Origin of the sequence: Gracilimonas sp., from assembly GCF_017641085.1 — a bacterium.
GTDB lineage: Bacteria > Bacteroidota > Rhodothermia > Balneolales > Balneolaceae > Gracilimonas.
Genome location: NZ_JAEPPI010000003.1, coordinates 619,762 through 637,746, shown reverse-complemented (window position 1 = coordinate 637,746; position 17,985 = coordinate 619,762). Strand labels below are relative to the sequence as shown.

Annotated in this window: 18 protein-coding genes; 11 read left to right on the top strand and 7 right to left on the bottom strand. The window is 45.1% G+C overall.

Going from position 1 to position 17,985, the window contains the following annotated elements; genetic code table 11:
* The first annotated feature begins 155 nt into the window (after positions 1 to 155).
* On the top strand, positions 156 to 1,490 hold the full coding sequence (lat, locus tag JJ941_RS13800) for an L-lysine 6-transaminase (protein ID WP_290966379.1): 1,335 nt from the start codon (positions 156 to 158) through the stop codon (positions 1,488 to 1,490).
* A gap of 12 nt (positions 1,491 to 1,502) precedes the next feature.
* Here lat and JJ941_RS13795 read toward each other — a convergent pair whose 3' ends face one another.
* The 4 genes from JJ941_RS13795 to JJ941_RS13780 all read right to left on the bottom strand — a co-directional run bounded on the left by JJ941_RS13795 (position 1,503) and on the right by JJ941_RS13780 (position 3,479).
* On the bottom strand, positions 1,503 to 1,871 hold the full coding sequence (locus JJ941_RS13795) for a DUF5615 family PIN-like protein (protein ID WP_290966376.1): 369 nt from the start codon (positions 1,869 to 1,871) through the stop codon (positions 1,503 to 1,505).
* Positions 1,868 to 2,098 (bottom strand): DUF433 domain-containing protein, encoded by a 231-nt coding sequence (locus JJ941_RS13790; RefSeq protein WP_290966372.1) that lies wholly within the window; start codon positions 2,096 to 2,098, stop codon positions 1,868 to 1,870. Before JJ941_RS13790 ends, JJ941_RS13795 begins: the two co-directional genes overlap by 4 nt.
* A 70-nt stretch (positions 2,099 to 2,168) precedes the next feature.
* Positions 2,169 to 2,888, bottom strand: coding sequence for an SDR family oxidoreductase (locus JJ941_RS13785; RefSeq protein ID WP_290966370.1), 720 nt, complete (start codon positions 2,886 to 2,888; stop codon positions 2,169 to 2,171).
* 66 nt (positions 2,889 to 2,954) lie between these two features.
* Positions 2,955 to 3,479, bottom strand: coding sequence for a DUF1579 family protein (locus tag JJ941_RS13780; RefSeq protein WP_290966367.1), 525 nt, complete (start codon positions 3,477 to 3,479; stop codon positions 2,955 to 2,957).
* Between the two features lie 140 nt (positions 3,480 to 3,619).
* On the opposite strand from JJ941_RS13780, the gene JJ941_RS13775 reads away from it, so the two are divergent.
* Positions 3,620 to 4,471 (top strand): helix-turn-helix transcriptional regulator, encoded by an 852-nt coding sequence (locus JJ941_RS13775; RefSeq protein ID WP_290966365.1) that lies wholly within the window; start codon positions 3,620 to 3,622, stop codon positions 4,469 to 4,471.
* Here JJ941_RS13775 and purL read toward each other — a convergent pair whose 3' ends face one another.
* On the bottom strand, positions 4,472 to 6,709 hold the full coding sequence (gene purL, locus JJ941_RS13770; RefSeq protein ID WP_290966362.1) for a phosphoribosylformylglycinamidine synthase subunit PurL: 2,238 nt from the start codon (positions 6,707 to 6,709) through the stop codon (positions 4,472 to 4,474).
* Between the two features lie 87 nt (positions 6,710 to 6,796).
* Complete coding sequence (locus JJ941_RS13765; RefSeq protein WP_290966359.1) at positions 6,797 to 8,071, bottom strand: acetyl-CoA hydrolase/transferase C-terminal domain-containing protein; 1,275 nt, start codon at positions 8,069 to 8,071, stop codon at positions 6,797 to 6,799.
* A 186-nt stretch (positions 8,072 to 8,257) separates the two neighbouring features.
* Here JJ941_RS13765 and JJ941_RS13760 point away from each other — a divergent pair, with 186 nt between their 5' ends.
* From JJ941_RS13760 to JJ941_RS13720, 9 genes are all read left to right on the top strand, one after another.
* Positions 8,258 to 8,725: an Rrf2 family transcriptional regulator gene (locus JJ941_RS13760; protein ID WP_290966356.1), complete on the top strand. Its 468-nt coding sequence runs from the start codon at positions 8,258 to 8,260 to the stop codon at positions 8,723 to 8,725.
* A complete protein-coding gene (locus tag JJ941_RS13755; RefSeq protein WP_290966353.1) occupies positions 8,722 to 11,184 on the top strand; it encodes a heavy metal translocating P-type ATPase metal-binding domain-containing protein in 2,463 nt (820 codons plus the stop codon). The genes JJ941_RS13760 and JJ941_RS13755 overlap by 4 nt, the downstream gene beginning before the upstream one ends.
* Entirely contained in the window at positions 11,175 to 11,357 is a 183-nt protein-coding gene (ccoS, locus tag JJ941_RS13750; RefSeq protein WP_255132812.1) for a cbb3-type cytochrome oxidase assembly protein CcoS, read from the top strand. Before JJ941_RS13755 ends, ccoS begins: the two co-directional genes overlap by 10 nt.
* Entirely contained in the window at positions 11,357 to 13,555 is a 2,199-nt protein-coding gene (ccoN, locus tag JJ941_RS13745) for a cytochrome-c oxidase, cbb3-type subunit I (RefSeq protein ID WP_290966348.1), read from the top strand. Before ccoS ends, ccoN begins: the two co-directional genes overlap by 1 nt.
* A 2-nt stretch (positions 13,556 to 13,557) precedes the next feature.
* Positions 13,558 to 13,746 carry a cbb3-type cytochrome c oxidase subunit 3 gene (locus JJ941_RS13740; RefSeq protein ID WP_255132816.1) on the top strand — a complete coding sequence of 63 codons (189 nt, stop codon included), beginning with the start codon at positions 13,558 to 13,560 and terminating at the stop codon, positions 13,744 to 13,746.
* Positions 13,743 to 14,348 (top strand): cbb3-type cytochrome c oxidase N-terminal domain-containing protein, encoded by a 606-nt coding sequence (locus JJ941_RS13735; RefSeq protein WP_255132818.1) that lies wholly within the window; start codon positions 13,743 to 13,745, stop codon positions 14,346 to 14,348. Before JJ941_RS13740 ends, JJ941_RS13735 begins: the two co-directional genes overlap by 4 nt.
* Positions 14,349 to 14,593: 245 nt before the next feature.
* Positions 14,594 to 16,063 carry a cytochrome c oxidase accessory protein CcoG gene (ccoG, locus tag JJ941_RS13730; RefSeq protein ID WP_290966345.1) on the top strand — a complete coding sequence of 490 codons (1,470 nt, stop codon included), beginning with the start codon at positions 14,594 to 14,596 and terminating at the stop codon, positions 16,061 to 16,063.
* Positions 16,064 to 16,067: 4 nt separating this feature from the next.
* Positions 16,068 to 16,517 (top strand): FixH family protein, encoded by a 450-nt coding sequence (locus JJ941_RS13725; protein ID WP_290966342.1) that lies wholly within the window; start codon positions 16,068 to 16,070, stop codon positions 16,515 to 16,517.
* Positions 16,518 to 16,526: 9 nt separating this feature from the next.
* A complete protein-coding gene (locus tag JJ941_RS13720; protein WP_290966341.1) occupies positions 16,527 to 17,192 on the top strand; it encodes a sulfite exporter TauE/SafE family protein in 666 nt (221 codons plus the stop codon).
* 8 nt (positions 17,193 to 17,200) lie between these two features.
* On the opposite strand, the gene JJ941_RS13715 is transcribed toward JJ941_RS13720, so the two are convergent.
* Positions 17,201 to 17,902, bottom strand: coding sequence for an HAD-IA family hydrolase (locus JJ941_RS13715; protein ID WP_290966340.1), 702 nt, complete (start codon positions 17,900 to 17,902; stop codon positions 17,201 to 17,203).
* Positions 17,903 to 17,985: the final 83 nt, after the last annotated feature.

The window sequence follows — 17,985 nt, the reverse complement described above, 5'->3', positions numbered from 1 at the left end:
GGTGTCCATAACTTCTCCATCACTCGCACCGATCACAGCCTGAAATACGCTCATTTTAACTTTAGTGAATTTAAACGCTATTGAGAGGTGAATGCCTATTTGGTAGCTTCCAAGAAACAGTAAATTTATTGCAGGAGCTAACAATGCGAGATAGTATGACAATTACCCCTGATCAGGTTCGATCTGTGTTAAGTAAACATATGCTTACCGATGGTTATGAAATGGTACTCGACCTTGAGGAAAGCGAAGGGCCTTATCTTTACGACTCCAAGTCGGGCAAACGCTATCTCGATTTCTTTACTTTTTTTGCTTCTAACCCCTTAGGGATGAACCACCCGAAACTGGCTCAGGATGATGATTTTGTTGCCAAATTAGGACGTGTAGCCATTAACAAACCGTCCAACTCTGACATCTACACGAAGGACATGGCCGAGTTTATGGAATCATTCGACCGGGTTGGAATACCCGATTACATGCCCTATTCCTTTTTCATTTCCGGTGGAGCGTTAGCTGTTGAAAACGCCATGAAAGTTGCCTTTGACTGGAAGGTGCAGAAGAATTTCGAAAAAGGATACCGGGAAGAAAAAGGCCATAAAGTGCTTCACTTTGAAAAAGCATTTCACGGGCGTTCCGGCTACACGTTGTCGGTCACCAATACGGTTCCCAACAAAGTAAAATACTTCCCAAAATTTGACTGGCCCCGGGTAATCAGCCCTGCTATGACCTACCCTGCCACCAAAGAAAATGTACAGCACACAGCCGCTCAGGAGCAACTAGCTATTGCGCAGGCCGAGCGATATTTCGAGCAGTTTAAAGATGACATCGCCTGCATTTTGATTGAACCTATACAGGGAGAAGGTGGCGACCGTCACTTCCGACAGGAGTTCCATCGGGCGCTAAGAGATTTAGCTGATAAACACGAAGCCTTACTGATTTACGATGAAGTTCAAACCGGAGTTGGCATGACAGGTAAATTCTGGGCTCATGAGCATTATGTTAAACCCGACATCCTCGCGTTTGGTAAGAAGGCACAGGTATGTGGCATCCTGGCCGGCAAGCGTGTAGATGAAGTTGAAACCAATTGCTTTCATGTTTCATCCCGTATTAATTCTACCTGGGGTGGAAACTTAGTGGATATGGTTCGCTTCGGCCGTATTCTGGATGTAATCGAAGAAGAGAACCTGGTTGATAATGCGGCCAAAGTCGGCAATTATCTTCAAACCCGACTGGAAGCCCTGGCCGACCAGCACGAGTATTTTACCAATCCTCGAGGTAAAGGATTATTCTGCGCCATCGACCTGCCCGATGGCCACTCCCGCGATGCCGTGATCAAAGAATGCGTGAATAACGGGCTGATGATCCTTTCCTGTGGTCCGAACACCGTGCGTTTCCGTCCGCCGCTAACTATTACGCAAGACCAGATTGATGAGGGGCTGGATATACTTGAGAAGGCATACAAAACTTCGCTGGATAAATGCCCGGTTGCATAAACATGTTAAACTCTATCGTGGTATAGGCAGGATTGTGGCCCTTGCTTTGGTGAGATCAACCGTTATTAAAGCTCCGCTTTCTAAATGCGTTTTATATTGCCTTAACGCTTTAAAAACAATTGGGGAAAGTACACTTGGATTGGTATCCAAAGTTCGAATCTGAATAACACTCGGAAACTGGCCTCCACTTACCGCTAATATATTTCCAAAGTCCAGATCATGAGTAAATATGACAAAATTATGTTCCTTCGCATATTCTAAAATCTGCTTATCCGGTGCATCCATTTTACCAATTTCACTCCAATGTACAGCTCCTATTGATTTTGCCTGAAAAAAGCCCACCCAAGCTGGACTTAAATTCATATCAATTAAAATTTTCATACAGCTGAGAAGGGTTCCCTAAGCTCATTAGACCTCCAGGCAGCATATTCCAGAGATTGATGAATGTCCTCTTTTTCAAGATAGGGGTATAATTCAAGTATCTTTTCAAAAGAATACTCTTCGGCTACTAAACCAACAATTGTTCCAACTGTCACACGTGTTCCTCTAATGCAAGGTTTTCCTCCCATTATTTTCGGATCAAATGTAATACGTTCAAAATCTTTCATAGTATTTGTAGTAGAACTGATAAATAATAATCTAATAAAACCACTACAATTTTCATATTTCTTGGAAAGTCTACACCAACTGGTGACTTTCTGGCTGAATCACAACTTCATTCATAACCGAACCGGAAGGTTGGTTTACGGCATAGAACACAGCTTCAGCTACTTCATCGGGGGTAAGCATCATGTCTTTTTTGACTTTCATGTTTACCCTCTCATCGTCCCAGAAAGGAGTATCCACCCCACCCAGATACAACAGTGAGAATTTTGTATTACCCCTTCGTTGCTCTTCAACTAAGGCTTTGGTTAAGCCCTGAATGGCGAATTTGGAAGCTGCGTAAACGGAAGCGTTCTTCATCACATACTTACCCATGGTACCGGGAAACATGACCACAGATGTTGGCTCATCCTCGTTCATGTTTTTCATCACCGTTTGGGTAACCAGAAACGTTCCATACACATTGGTATTGATGATTTCTTTGGCATCGGCCGGATTGATATCCATGAAAGGTTGTATGATTCCCTGACCAAATGCATTAATCAGTACATCGATTTTTCCAAGCTGATTGGCAATTTCATCCGTCATTCTTTTAACGGAAGCTTCATCGGTAGCATCCACTTCAATGGCAAAAGCCTCTCCCCCGTTATCATTAATTTCTTTAGCTACTTTTTCTACGTTGGCTTTATTGCGGGAGGCAAGTATAACTTTAGCGTTCTCTTTAGCAAATCGCTTTGCCGTTGCGCTTCCGATTCCACCTGATCCGCCTACAATGAGTACAATTTTATTTTCCATGATGTGATCTTCTTTCTTGATAAATAGTCAACATGGAAAAGTGGAAAACATGGTTCTTCGTTCCAACTAATTCACTCTTTTATATTGTATGCGCCAATTAAGTGACCAGGTATCCCCACCATCCTGTGAAGACTCCCAGTCCCAGGTAAAAGAGCCTTTTTCAATATCATAAAATACCATACGACTGATGATGGTACCTCCCTGTGGCCCCGGTCTTTCTCCCGTTTGAAAAATTCTTTTATCTCCATCTACCGATCCTTTCAGGTCGATATAGCCGCCCTGATTATCTACCCAGGCCTGATGCCACAATTGACGCTGCGGATTATAAACCGAAACGCTCCTACCTTTATATCCTTCGAGGGCTCCACGGGTGGCAGCAAAATTTTCCTGAATAACCACACCGTCCAGAATTTTCTCAATGGTGTTTGTTCCTGCCCCTGCATTCCCCTGATTGTCAGTCCACGCCAATTCCCATTCTCCAACCCAGAAATCGAAGTATGCTTCCGGTTCTAAATCAGAGATACTTGTTTGAGCATAAGATATATTGTTAACAGCCAAAGCCATCACCGTTAGAATCATAATTAATTTCATAGCAGAACCATTTGTTGAAAGTTGACTAAATCATACAGAATCTGGCCGATAGTATCCTTGTAAAAAAGACGAATTTCTGGCTAACATTCACTATTGTTTTGCGTTGAAAGACACGAACAGCATAGGAGGAGTCACATTTTATGGATTATGTTGAATATTCGGCGCCGGTTTCTGTCAGCCATCTTGTAGAATCTTATTGGGTAAGCACGCTCCATCCTGATGATTTTGAACAGGATTTTGACTTCATAATTCCTGACGGCAGCACGGATGTTATCATTATGCTGAATGGGAATTATTTGAGAGACGATGAGGAGAACAGTGAAAAGCATTTAGTCGAGTATTGCAGCTTGGTCCCTGCATTCAGAAAAGCCGTGAAGGTCTATCAAAAACCGTTTACAAAATGCCTGGGAATGCGATTCAAACCCGGGGCCATTCAACAACTAACCGGAATTAGCCTGCAAGAATTAGGTGAAGTTGGATATCCCCTTCAGCAGCTGATGCCTGAATTGGCCGACCTCGCTATGGATGAAGCGATAAAAAACACCCCTGCTCCAAAAATTATTGAAAAGATTAACTCATGGTTGGTCACTCAGGTTAAAGAACCGAAGGAGGATCACATAATTTCAGCTTTTATTGCCGAAGTGATAAAAAAACAGGGCGGTATTACCATCTCTACATTCTGTGAGTCTTTCAGGATGCATAAATCTACCCTTGAAAAGAATTTTAAGCACGCCACCGGTCTTTCTCCGAAACAATATGCCAACCTCATCCGCTTCAATTACCTGCTTAATCGGTTAATTTTTGACGGGTCCAGCCTCACAGAAACGGGATATGATTTAGGCTATTTTGATCAAAGCCATATGATTAAAGACTTCAAAAAGGTGATTGGAATCACCCCTAAAGAGTTTTTGGACAAGAATTTCACCGTACCCAAGCTGGCGGCTCTGTATATTTCAAATAAACGGGCTCATTTCGAATCGGTTCAAATCTAATCAGGCTTCCATTGCTTTAGGGATCACGCTTTCATAGGTCTTCTCGGCTGCATCTACGCTTAGTGAGACCAAATCTTTGATTTCGAGGGAATCCCCTTTAACCACGCCTAATTCAAACATGGGCACGTTGGCTTTTTCAAAGTGGTGTTTGGCTGTCTGCAATTCTGCTGCCGGAATAGTAATGACCACTCCTGACTGAGCTTCACTAAACAGAATTTCATGGGTTGATCCTTTCATCGTTTCCACAGAAACTTCTGCTCCTTTCTTCCCGAAGATAGCCATTTCCGCCAGGGCAATGGCCAAACCTCCATCAGATACATCATGGGCGGCGGTAATCAATCCGGTTTGAATGGCTGTCAGTAATGCCTGCTGCAGGTTTGCTTCGAAGTTGAGATCTATTTCAGGTGCGTCACCGGTAGTGAGTTCATGGATGGTCTTCAGGTACTCACTTCCACCCAGCCCTTTTCGGTCAGCTCCTATATAAAGAACGATATCGCCTTCTTTCTTGAAGCCGGGCGTCATCAGGTGTTTCTCCACATCTTCAATCACCCCTAACATCCCGATGATAGGCGACGGGAAAATAGCTCCGTTCGGATTTTCATTATAGAAGCTCACGTTTCCACCGGTTACCGGAGTGTTGAGTGTACGGCAGGCATCGGCCATTCCTCCTAATGCTTCTTTGAAAGTCCAGTAGACTTCCGGCTTGTACGGGTTTCCAAAATTCAGGCAGTTGGTGATGGCCATAGGTTTGGCACCGGAACAAACTACATTTCGTGCCGATTCAGCCACCGCAATTTGCCCTCCTTTTCGGGGATTCAGATATACATACCGGCCATTACAATCGGTTTTGGCAACCAATCCTTTTTTACTTCCTTTGATACGAATCACCCCGGAATCAGAAGCCCCCGGACCGGTTACGGTATTGGTGCGAACCATGGTGTCGTACTGCTCGTGCACCCACCGCTTGGAGGCAATATTCGGCGCGCCAAGCAACCGGGTTACCGTTTCCGAATAATTATCATGATGCTCCAGGGAATCAATATCGAAATTCTGAACTTCATCGAGGTAAGCCGGCTTCTTCGTTTCCCGGATATACTGAGGAGCTCCTCCACCAAGCACCAGGTGTTCCGCCGGGATGTCGGCTTTAATCTCACCGTCTTTCCAGTAGGTTACATTCTCGGTATCCACAACTTCCCCAATCACTACTCCGTGCAGGTCCCATTTTTCGTATACATCAATTACCTCCTGCTCACGTCCTTTCTCGGCAACAATGAGCATACGCTCCTGACTTTCGGAGAGCAATAGTTCGTAAGCGGTCATACCGTCTTCCCGGGCAGGAACTTTGTCCAGGTCAATTTTCATTCCCTGTCCGCCTTTGGCCGTCATCTCGGACGTTGAGCACGCGATTCCGGCCGCCCCCATATCCTGCATCCCAATTACAGCCCCGGTTTTCAGTACTTCCAGGCTGGCTTCAAGTAATAGCTTTTCAGTAAAAGGATCGCCTACCTGAACGCTCGGTCTTTTGGCTTCGCTTTCTTCGCTGATTTCTTCGGAAGCAAAAGTGGCACCGTGAATACCATCCCGGCCGGTACTTGCCCCTACAATAATAACCGGGTTTCCAAGTCCTTTTGAAATGGCGGATGCGGTCTCCCCTTCTTTCACCAGCCCGATACTCATGGCGTTAACCAGCGGGTTACCTTCGTAGCTTTCATCAAAGCAAACTTCTCCGGCAATGACCGGTACTCCGAATGAATTTCCATAATCTCCGATACCCCGAACCACACCGTCCAGCAGATAACGAACGCGAGGGTTTTCCATCGAACCAAACCGCAGAGAATTCAGGCTTGCCACCGGGCGGGCTCCCATCGTGAAGATATCGCGATGAATACCACCCACTCCCGTTGCCGCTCCCTGGTAGGGTTCAATAGCCGACGGGTGATTATGACTCTCAATCTTGAAGGCGCAACCGAGTCCATCACCTAAATCCACCAATCCGGCATTTTCTTCACCGGCTCCCACCAACAGGTTTTCACCTTCGCTCGGCAGTTTTTTTAGCTCAACGATGGAATTTTTATATGAACAATGTTCACTCCACATCACCGAATAAACGCCCAGTTCCGTAAACGTTGGCACCCGACCTAACCGGGATTTTATCATTTCAAATTCTTCTGCATTCAGACCATGTTCTTCGGCCAGTTCGAGTGTTACTTCCGGTTCTTGAATCGTTGTTTGCGACATTCCGATGGAGTGATTGAAGCGTTATGGTTTCAGAAAGTCCAAAGGTACGATTATTTGTGAAAAGGCTCTAACTCACTTGCCGCCTTTCTATTTTTTATTGAACCGTTCGTGGATCGCTTTCTCCAGTTCTTCACGGTGATCGGGATGCGCAATTCCGGTCAAAGCTTTTGCACGCTGGCATAGATTCTTTCCATACAAGTTGGCCACTCCATATTCTGTCACCACATAGTGAACGTGTGCCCGGGTTGTTACTACGCCGGCTCCCTGCTTTAAAAAAGGTACAATTCGGCTGATCCCTTTATTGGTTGTTGAAGGCAGCGCAATGATGGGTTTTCCTCCCGGCGAAAGTGAAGCTCCCCGTATGAAATCCATTTGTCCGCCAACCCCTGAGTAATGATAAGTTCCGATAGAATCTGCACATACTTGTCCCGTTAAATCCACCTCTACCGCGCTGTTGATGGCCGTCACTTTTGGATTTCGGCGAATCACAGCGGTATCATTGATATAGGCGATATCGAGCATGGCCACGGCCGGATTATCATCTATAAAATCGTAGGTTTTTTTAGATCCCATTACAAAGCCGCTTACAATTTTTCCGGGGTGAATTTTCTTCTTTCTACCGTTAATGATTCCTTTTTCAACCAGCTCTATCACTCCGTCCGAAAACATTTCTGTGTGTACGCCGAGGTCCTTATGATTCGTCAGGCTCTTTAATACCGCATTAGGGATGGCTCCAATCCCCATTTGCATCGTTGCGCCATCGTCAATCAGTTCTGCACAATACTTCCCGATTTTGAGTTCAGCCTCGTTGGGTTCCGGTGCCACTTGCTCGGGTAGTGGATCATTGGTTTGTACCAAAGCGTCAATTTCGTTTACGTGAATCAGGCCATCACCATGCGTTCGCGGCATATTGGGGTTCACCTGTGCAATTACATACCTAGCCGACTGAACCGCCGCCACCGCTGCATCCACCGAAACCCCAAGCGAACAGTAACCATGGTTATCCGGTGGGGAAACGTGAACCAAAGCTACATCCAGTGGTAGTATGTTATTTCGGAACAGGTTTGGAACCTCACTCAGAAAAACCGGAACGTAATCCCCGCGTCCTTCATTAACAGCCTTCCTTACATTGGCCCCAACGAACAGTGCATTCACAAAAAAGCTGTCTTTGTATTCAGGATCAGAGTACGGGGCCGGTCCTTCGGTGTGTAAATGAATAACTTCCACATCTTTGAGCTCGCTGTGGCGGTTAGTCATTGCTTTTACCAGGGGTACCGGTGTGGCTGAAACTCCATGTACAAATACACGGTCTCCTGAATTAATAGCCTTTACTGCTTCGTCTGCTGTCTGATATTCGATCATAGGTAATGCCTTAAATTTTAATTTCGCTTATGATAATCATCAAATGTGAATATTCTTTTAAGAGAGATCCGTGTTTAGAAAAACTCTAAATACAAAAATTACTCCCTCACCGGTTGATCGGTATTTGAAAACTTCTTAAAATCTAATATTGATATTAGAATATGAATATTTATTTAATAATCTCTTATGCGGTTCATATCACAAGGGGCTCAATACGCCATTTCTGCCATTATAGCGATCTCTAAGAGTTCGGATGATGGAGCTGTTTCAGCCTCACAGTTATCAAAATCTCTGAACTGCCCAACGGCCTACCTTTCTCAGATACTGGCCAAACTGAAAGAACCGGGCATTCTTAAATCCCGAAGAGGACTAAACGGTGGGGTTTATCTTGCCAAGCCGGTTGATCAAGTAACACTGATGGATGTTATTGCTGCCATTGATGGAGTAGAATTTTTCAATAAATGCTTTATGGGAATTGAAGGGTGCGGCCACATTGAACCCTGCCCTTTCCATGCATTCTGGTCTAAAGAACGAAAGAAAATAGAACAGTGGCTTAAAGACACCACCTTCGATCAGGTTGATAAGCAAATGTCACAGAAATGGTTCGACTTACGTTTGCAATTTTCGAACGGTGTTCCTTCATTCAAACAATGACCAAAGGGGCTGCAACCATATCAACTGATGTATGCTACCACTGCGGCGAAGTATGTCATGAAGCAACGGTACGCTTTCAGGACAAGCCCTTTTGCTGTACCGGCTGCAGTACAGCCTTCCAAATTCTGGACGAAAGCGGGCTCTGCTCCTACTACGACCTTGAAAGCAATCCCGGTATCAACCTCCGCAATACCCGGTCCCGCACGCGGTTTGATTACCTTGAAGATGAAGAAGTAATTTCACGGATAGCCGATTTTCGAAACCAGCAGCAGCTCTCTGTTTCTTTATACATTCCGAATATTCATTGCACCTCTTGTGTTTGGCTGCTTGAAAATCTACAGAAACTGGATTCCGGCATTCTGCAAACCAAAGTCAATTTTCTAAAGCGTGAGCTGGATGTACTTATTGATACTGAAGCTACCTCCCTGCGCAAAGTTGTTGAGCAATTAACCACTATTGGATACGAGCCGGAAATCCGGCTCAACAAGCTGGATGCCACAACGTCCAAATCGCACCAAAACCGATCGTTGTGGCTGAAACTGGGAGTGGCCGGCTTTGCCTTCGGAAACATTATGCTATTCAGCTTCCCGGATTACCTGGACGTAGGCAACAGCGGACTCGGTGGCCAATTTCATGTTTTTTTTGGGGTTTTGAATATTATCCTCGCCATTCCGGTACTTATTTATAGCAGCAGCGATTACCTGAAATCCGCATTTGCCGCTTTGAGTCAGCGAGGGGTGAACCTCGACGTTCCCATTTCCATCGGTATCGTTGCCCTTTTTGGACGAAGTGTCTATGAGATTGTAACCGGAACCGGAACCGGCTACATGGATTCTTTTACCGGACTCATTTTCTTTTTATTGATCGGGAAACTGGTTCAGCAGAAAACCTTTAACCGCCTGTCTTTCAACCGCGACTATAAATCCTACCTTCCCATCGCCGTAAATGTAACAGACGGTTTCGGTGCTGAGAAATCTGTCTCATTGGATAAGCTGGTTCCCGGAATGGAAATCAGACTACGCAATCAGGAGCTGGTGCCCTGCGACTCCACCTTGCTATCCGAAAAAGCTTATGTGGATTACAGTTTTATTACCGGAGAATCCGACCCGGTTGAGGTTTCAAAAGGTGAGCTGATCTATGCCGGTGCTAAATTGATTGGCACTTCTGCTTCGTTCAATACCGAAGAAGAAGTTGAAAACAGTTATCTCACCAAGCTCTGGAACCATGATGCCTTCACCAATAACGAAAAAGAGCTCAAGCTTACGAGCTTTGCCGACCGAATCAGTCCCTATTTTACAGTATCTGTTTTGGGGATTTCTGCCTTTGCAGGAATGTATTGGCTGCAGGCTGCAGGCATGGAAATGGCCTTATCGGTTTTTACAGCCGTATTGATTATTGCCTGCCCCTGTGCCCTCGCGCTATCCACTCCGTTCACATTAGGATCGGCTTTAAATGTATTGTCTCTGAACGGCTTTTTCGTCAAAAACCACCTTTTGCTTGAAAATCTATCCAAAGCCGGTGCTGTGGTATTTGACAAGACCGGCACGCTTACGAATAAAGAAGAAGCCAATGTAGTATTCAGAGGGATGAACTTAACTGAAACTGAAAAGGCGCTGATATATTCTACCTGCAAACAATCGGTTCACCCCATAAGCCGAAAAATTACTGATTTTATCGGGAAGAACGCTGAGAACTCACTGAAACCTGAGAGCTTTTATGAAGTATCCGGGAAGGGAATTTTTGCTTCTGTTGAAGGGCGATTTATTTGCATTGGTTCTCGTGCATTTCTGGCGGAACAGACTAAAACACCCCTGGCCGAAATTCCCACATCAGATTTCACCGGTTCGGTTACACACGCATCCATTGACGGTGAATATCTTGGATACTTTGGAATTAAAGCCGGGCTCAGGGAGGGAGTATCTGAGCTCCTCCAATCTCTGAAGGCGAGATTTCTCACCTATCTCATTTCCGGGGATAACGAAACCCAGAAAGAAGAACTTGAAGAATATTTTACAGAGCAACAATCCCTACTGTTCAACCAATCACCGGAAGAAAAACTGGAATTTATAAAACAGCTTCAGAAAGGGCATCAAAAGGTGGTAATGATCGGGGATGGATTGAATGATGCCGGGGCCTTAAAGCAAAGTGATTTTGGTATCGCCCTTTCTGACGACATCAGCTCCTTCTCCCCGGCCTGCGATGCCATCCTGGAAGGAAAATCTCTTAAAAAACTGAACAGCTTCATCGAATTTTCACAGGGAAGTATGAATATCATCATCATGAGTTTTGTGCTTTCACTTTTATATAACACGGTAGGACTGGGCTTTGCCATTACGGGACATCTCTCCCCATTAGTGGCAGCTATTTTGATGCCGCTCAGTTCTATCAGTGTGATGGTATTTACCTTTTTAACCACGCGCTATAAAGCGCAAAAACTGGAGCTGGCTATATGGAAGTAATTTACCTGCTTATTGCCTTCAGTTTAATGGTCGCTTTAATCTTCCTGGGACTGTTTTTCTGGGCAGTGAAAAGCGGACAGTTCGACGATCAGTACACTCCATCGATGCGGGTACTTTTTGACGATACGAATTCAAACAAAAAAACAACTAACCACAAAAATCGGGATGAGTAATGTCATCATTAGAAACCTTTCATTACGATAACGAAATCGTCCGGAAATTCGGGATAGCCACTATCATCTGGGGCTTAATCGGATTTATCGTTGGGCTAACCATCGCCCTGAAACTAATTTATCCGGACTTCCTCGGCTTTATACCGGAGCTGTCTTATGGCCGGCTGCGACCTCTGCATACCAATGCTGTGATCTTCGCCTTTGCCGGAAACGCCATATTCTACGGGGTCTATTATTCACTTCCACGGCTTTGTAAAGCCAGTATGTGGAGTGAGAAACTCAGTAATATTCACTTTTGGGGCTGGCAGGCTATTATTGTTTCGGCCGTATTAACCCTTCCTTTCGGGATTAACACCAGTAAGGAATATGCTGAGCTGGAATGGCCTATTGATATCGCCATCACTCTTATTTGGGTGATTTTCGGTATTAACATGATCATGACCATCCTCAAGCGTCGTGAAAAACACCTCTACGTAGCCATTTGGTTCTATATCGCTACTTTTATCACCGTGGCTGTACTGCACGTGGTTAACTCTTTTGAAATGCCCGCCACTTTCCTGAAAAGTTATCCGATCTATGCCGGTGTTCAGGATGCCCTGGTTCAGTGGTGGTATGGTCACAATGCCGTAGCCTTCTTCCTTACCACGCCCTTTTTGGGGATCATGTATTATTTCATCCCGAAGGCAGCGAACCGACCTATTTTTTCCTATCGGTTATCGATCGTTCATTTCTGGTCACTGATTTTCATTTATATCTGGGCCGGACCTCATCACCTGCTTTATACTGCACTGCCGGGATGGGCGCAGGCCTTGGGTACGGTTTTCAGTTTAATGCTGATTGCACCCAGCTGGGGTGGTATGCTTAACGGTTTGCTTACCCTTCGCGGAGCCTGGGACCGGGTTCGTGAAGATCCCGTTCTCAAGTTCCTCGTAGTGGGTGTTACCGCTTACGGTATGGTTACTTTTGAAGGCCCCATGCTTTCCATCGCTAACGTAAATGCCATTGCCCACTACTCCGATTACATTATCGGTCATGTGCATAACGGTGCCCTGCTCTGGAATGGTGGTTTAACCTTTGCGATGCTGTATTACATCACACCGAAGATCTACAAGACCAAGCTTTATTCTGTGAAGCTGGCCAACGTCCACTTCTGGTTTGCTACGCTTGGTGCCATCTTCTATGTGATCCCTATGTACTGGGGTGGAATCACTCAAAGTTTGATGTGGAAACAATTCACTGCTGAAGGTCTTCTGCAATATCCAAACTTCCTGGAAACCGTAACTCAGATCATTCCCATGTATGCGTTGCGTGCGGTAGGTGGAACGCTCTTCATTATAGGAGCAGCTATCGGTAGCTATAATATCTTTAAAACTGCCCGCCAGGGTTCGTTGGAGAAATCTGAAGTGGATGAAGCCCAGGCAATCATCAACCCGGCAGAGGGACATAAAGAAAGCTGGCACCGACGCCTTGAATCCCGACCGCTCCAAATGACTGTATTGGTATTGGTTGTAATTTTAATTGGCGGTATTGTGGAATACGTACCAACGGCTCTTGTGAAATCAAATGTGCCTACCATTGAAAGCGTGAAGCCATACACTCCGCTGGAAATTGAAGGCCGCGATATTTACATCGCCGAAGGTTGTAATAACTGCCACTCGCAGATGATTCGTCCTTTCCGCTCCGAAACCGAGCGTTACGGCGAATATTCCAAAGCCGGTGAGTTTGTTTACGATCACCCACACTTATGGGGATCAAAACGTACCGGCCCTGATCTGCACCGTTTAGGAGGCAAGTATCCGGATTCCTGGCACGTGCGTCACATGTATGATCCGACGTCCACTTCACCGGGCTCTATCATGCCGGCTTACCCATGGCTTTTCACTCAGGATATGGACAAAGAATCCATTCCGGCCCGTATTAATGCGCTCAGAAGTGTAGGCGTGCCTTATGTGGAAGGCTATGAAGAAATCGCCATTCGCGACCTGGAGGCACAGGCTCAGGAAATAACTCAAGGGTTGAAAGAAAATGGCTTTGATCAGATTGAAGGAATTCAGATCACTTCCGACAAGAAAATCATCGCCATTATTGCCTACATGCAGCGGCTGGGAGTTGACATTAAAGGGGAAGAAAACCCCTGGGAGTCACTTCCATCCAGCGATCGTATCCAGGCAAACTTCAAACCGCAAATGGAGGAGTAATCATGTACAAGAATGTATTACGTGCGATCGAAGATATTGGGATTTACCCGAGCATCTCCCTCATTCTGTTTTTCACCTTTTTTGTGGTCATGTTGATTTACCTGATCAAGAAAGGAAAACATCATTGGGATGATGCCGCACGCCTCCCCCTCGAAGACGACAAGATGAACTATAACCAATCAGAGCAATGAAAATATTAGACGACGAAAAAGATCTGTTACTCGACCACGAGTATGATGGAATCCGTGAACTGGACAATCATATGCCTGTTTGGTGGTTATGGTTATTCTATTTCACTATTGCGTGGGGTGTAGGCTACATGGTGTATTATTATATGCTGGGTGGTCCTTCTCAGGAAGAACTCTACGAGATGGAAATGGCTGCCGCCGAGGAAAAGTACAACCTGGACAGTGGCGGTGGTACAGAACCTCAGGGTGAATCTGATTTTACCTGGGCGTACCTCGATGACGAGGCCAGAATTGAGGAAGGGAAGGAAATCTTTATGAGTAATAACAACCTTTGCTATACCTGCCACGGAAGCAATGGCGAAGGACTTGTTGGCCCTAACCTTACCGACGACCTCTGGATTCATGGTTGCTCTGCTGATGAAATGGCCGCCAGTATCATCGAAGGCTTTCCGGATAAAGGAATGATTGCCTACGGAAGTGGCGCACCCATGTCGAACGAAAAGGTTCAAAGCCTGATCAGCTATATTGCCTCCATACAGGGAACCGACCCTGCCGGTGCAAAAGCCGCTGACATGAGCCGCGCTCAACCCTGCACAATTGAGTGATTTTAATGATAAAGTGATGAAGTGATGAGTGATAAGTGAAGCATGCGGATAATAGCGCAAGCGGACGCTTGAACCAATTTAGTTCTTAAACCAGAATTGTGTGATAAGTGGTAAATTGAACATAAATAACCTACTCATCACTTCATCACTTCATCACTTCATCACTTTATCACATTCATAAAATCATCACAAAAGAAAAATACATTAGGGCATTATTTGAGGTCGAATAAACGAGAGCGAAGAACATGGCATCGTTAGAGGAAAAAAGAAGAATTGATAAAAAACAGTTTCGTGACCACCTTGCTACGGTCAACAAGGAAGGGAAACGGAACTGGATTTATCCCAAAAAACCAAGCGGCAGGCATTACAAGGCGCGTAATGTAGTGGCTGTACTCTTACTGGCTTTCTTCTTTTCCGGACCGTTTATCACCATAAATGGGAATCCCTTATTACTGCTCAATATAATCGAACGGAAATTTGTGATCTTCGGGGTTGCTTTCTGGCCGCAGGATCTGCATCTGCTCGTTTTTGGAATGCTGGCCTTCATCCTGTTTGTGGTTCTTTTCACCACCATTTTCGGCCGACTTTGGTGCGGATGGGCTTGCCCCCAAACCATTTTTATGGAAATGGTTTTCCGGAGAATAGAATACTGGATTGAGGGAGATGCCGCTGACCAAATCCGGCTCAACAAAAAGCCCTGGAATTTTGAGAAAATCTGGAAAAAGACGACCAAACACGGAGTCTTCTTTGGCATTGCCTTTTTGATTTCGAATATGTTCCTGGCTTACATTATCGGCCCCGATCAGTTGTTTGAAATCATCACTGATCCACCTTCTGAACATCTTGCCGGTTTAAGCTCTATGATTATTTTCAGCGGGGTCTTTTACGGCGTTTTTGCCTTTATGAGAGAACAGGTTTGTCATTTTGTGTGCCCGTATGGACGAATGCAGTCCGTGATGCTCGACAATAACTCCATCAATGTAATGTACGATTACAAACGTGGAGAAACCCGGGCCAGCGTCAAAGACCGGTATCAGCTGGAAAACCGAAAAGCCACACTCGAAGATTTGGGCTTCAGCGCCAATGAAACTTTTGGCGACTGTATTGACTGTTACCAATGTGTGAAGGTTTGCCCGATGGGAATCGACATCCGTAACGGGACTCAACTTGAGTGTGTGCATTGTACAGCATGTATTGATGCCTGTGATTCTGTAATGGACAAGATTGATAAGCCCCGGGGACTTATCCGGTACTCTTCGGAGAACGCAATCAAAGAAGGAGAACAAAAAGTACTCACCCCGCGGGTAGCCGGTTATTCAGGTATTCTGATTGTTCTGTTAGCCACATTCATTACGCTGCTTACCTTACGGCCGGATACGGAGACGTCCATTTTGCGTGAGCCCGGAACTTTATACCAGGAACTTCCCAACAACATCTACAGCAATATTTACAACCTTAAAGTGCTGAACAAAACCTTTGAAGATCTTGACTTCGAGCTACGACTGGAAAGTCCGGAAGGAGAAATAGTGTCGCTTGGAAATGTGGATACCATCCCTTCCCAAAATTCTGCCGAAGGGCGTTTTTTAGTGAAACTACCGGAGAGTGAACTAACCGGATTGCAAACCCAACTTACCTTTGGTGTATATTCAAATGGTGAAAAACTTGAAACTATAACCTCCGGATTTTTAGGTCCGGCCACCAACAGCAATAATTAATCCTATGAAAAAATTTAACTGGGGAACCGGAATTGTATTGGCGGTTACCTTATTTGTGATTGCCACTTTGAGTGTGGTAAGCTACATGATCTCGTTAGACTTTTACCTTGTTTCCAATGATCATTATCAGGAAGGCGTTGAGTACCAGCAAACCATCGATAAAAAGCAGCGGGCAGAAAACCTTAAAAATCCGGTTGTGGTACTCTTCGATGAGCCCACGGTTTCCATCAAGCTGATTTTCCCGAAAGAAATTCTAACGGATTCCCTCTCCGGTAACGTTACTTTCTATCGCCCTAACAATCCCGAGCTGGATAAAAGATATAAGCTTGACCTTGATCAGGAAGGCCGGCAATCAATACCCGTGGGTGAGTTTGAGCAAGGCCGCTGGAAACTGACCGTAGAGTGGCAATCCGATTCTCTGCTATACATTGAAGAGAAGAATATTTTCATATAACTGTGATACATGGAACTCTGGACCGGTTTTACCTTGGGGCTTTTAGGTAGTTTTCACTGCATTGGCATGTGTGGTCCCATTGCCTTAGCTATACCGGGCCAAAATCGGTCAACCGGAGCCATGCTGTTTCGGGGGATTCTCTATAATCTGGGACGCATACTTACCTATGCATTTATAGGCTTTGTGTTTGGGATTTTAGGTCTGGGCGCAACTATTGCCGGATACCAAAATGCGCTGTCTATAGTACTTGGGGTGCTCGTCATTGCCTTCGCGGTATTTCCTCACATAAAACTTCCCGCTAAAGTAAATTCGGTTTATACGGATTTCACCACAAGAATAACCCGGCATATTTCCGGCCTGTACAAAAGCAATTCCCGATTTTCATCGTTCTTTATAGGACTGCTGAATGGCTTCCTCCCCTGTGGGTTTGTAGTTACCGCTCTGGCAGCAGCTTTAATTACATCGACTACCTTTTACAGTGCTCTTTACATGGCATTGTTTGGTTTGGGGACCCTGCCTGTGATGTTGATGATGAACATGGCTCCGGGATTTATCTCTCCAAAGCTTCGATCTAAATTACGCCCCTTCTCTTCCTATTTTGCCATTATTATTGGTTTGTTATTGATCTGGCGCGGGTATTCCATGATGAACGGCGGACATACAATGATGCATTAATAAGTGAGTCAGATCCCAAGCTTATTCAGAAGCTCATCAAAATCATCGAAAATTAAGTCAGCTAACTTGTAGCCCTGTTCAATCGGTGTTTGGGTGTACCAGGCTACTTTCCAGTTTGCTTTGGAACCACCCACCACATCCGACGTGAAGGAATCTCCCACATACAGAATATCTTCCCGGTTCACCCCGGCTAACTTTGTGGAATGGTCAAAAATTTTGGGATCCGGCTTCATCACACCTACATCCTCAGAAATGACAATTTGACGGGCGGTTTCTTTTAAATTGAACTGATCAATTTTCAGGCGCTGGGTTTCAGCAAATCCGTTGGTGATGATACCAACTTCAAATTTATCAGCTACTGCTTCATAGGCTTCTTTAGCTCCAGCAATCCATTCCCAATGATTCCGGTAGTAATTCATATAAACTTTACCGGCTTCTTCCTGCATATTTTCATCCAGGCCAAGTTCCTGAAAGGTCTCAGAAAATCGGCGCCGGTGTAGTTCATGCCGGTCAATTTCTCCACGCCCGTATTCTTCCCATAATCCTTTGTTTATATGGTGATAGGTTTCCAGAAGGTTGTCTTCCGAAATGCCGTTAAACATATCAAAATGCTGATGCACGTCTCTGAGTCCGGCTTGTTCTGCCTTTTTGTGATCAAGGAGCGTGTCATCTAAGTCAAAATAAATGAATTTGGGATTCAGTTGTGACAATGGAACAGTTTTTGATTATTGTTGGAATGAAATTTCAGACCTTTGAAAGTCTTTGAACCTTAATATAATTCAGTCCGTAGCAG

Coding starts and splice junctions, on each gene's coding strand:
- JJ941_RS13755 (WP_290966353.1), top strand. CDS start 8,722: ATGACCAAAGGGGCTGCAACCATATCAACTGATGTATGCTACCACTGC.
- JJ941_RS13725 (WP_290966342.1), top strand. CDS start 16,068: ATGAAAAAATTTAACTGGGGAACCGGAATTGTATTGGCGGTTACCTTA.
- JJ941_RS13790 (WP_290966372.1), bottom strand. CDS start 2,098: ATGAAAGATTTTGAACGTATTACATTTGATCCGAAAATAATGGGAGGA.
- JJ941_RS13785 (WP_290966370.1), bottom strand. CDS start 2,888: ATGGAAAATAAAATTGTACTCATTGTAGGCGGATCAGGTGGAATCGGA.
- JJ941_RS13775 (WP_290966365.1), top strand. CDS start 3,620: ATGGATTATGTTGAATATTCGGCGCCGGTTTCTGTCAGCCATCTTGTA.
- JJ941_RS13795 (WP_290966376.1), bottom strand. CDS start 1,871: ATGAAAATTTTAATTGATATGAATTTAAGTCCAGCTTGGGTGGGCTTT.
- JJ941_RS13780 (WP_290966367.1), bottom strand. CDS start 3,479: ATGAAATTAATTATGATTCTAACGGTGATGGCTTTGGCTGTTAACAAT.
- JJ941_RS13740 (WP_255132816.1), top strand. CDS start 13,558: ATGTACAAGAATGTATTACGTGCGATCGAAGATATTGGGATTTACCCG.
- ccoG (WP_290966345.1), top strand. CDS start 14,594: ATGGCATCGTTAGAGGAAAAAAGAAGAATTGATAAAAAACAGTTTCGT.
- ccoN (WP_290966348.1), top strand. CDS start 11,357: ATGTCATCATTAGAAACCTTTCATTACGATAACGAAATCGTCCGGAAA.
- purL (WP_290966362.1), bottom strand. CDS start 6,709: ATGTCGCAAACAACGATTCAAGAACCGGAAGTAACACTCGAACTGGCC.
- JJ941_RS13765 (WP_290966359.1), bottom strand. CDS start 8,071: ATGATCGAATATCAGACAGCAGACGAAGCAGTAAAGGCTATTAATTCA.
- lat (WP_290966379.1), top strand. CDS start 156: ATGACAATTACCCCTGATCAGGTTCGATCTGTGTTAAGTAAACATATG.
- JJ941_RS13760 (WP_290966356.1), top strand. CDS start 8,258: ATGCGGTTCATATCACAAGGGGCTCAATACGCCATTTCTGCCATTATA.
- JJ941_RS13720 (WP_290966341.1), top strand. CDS start 16,527: ATGGAACTCTGGACCGGTTTTACCTTGGGGCTTTTAGGTAGTTTTCAC.
- JJ941_RS13735 (WP_255132818.1), top strand. CDS start 13,743: ATGAAAATATTAGACGACGAAAAAGATCTGTTACTCGACCACGAGTAT.
- ccoS (WP_255132812.1), top strand. CDS start 11,175: ATGGAAGTAATTTACCTGCTTATTGCCTTCAGTTTAATGGTCGCTTTA.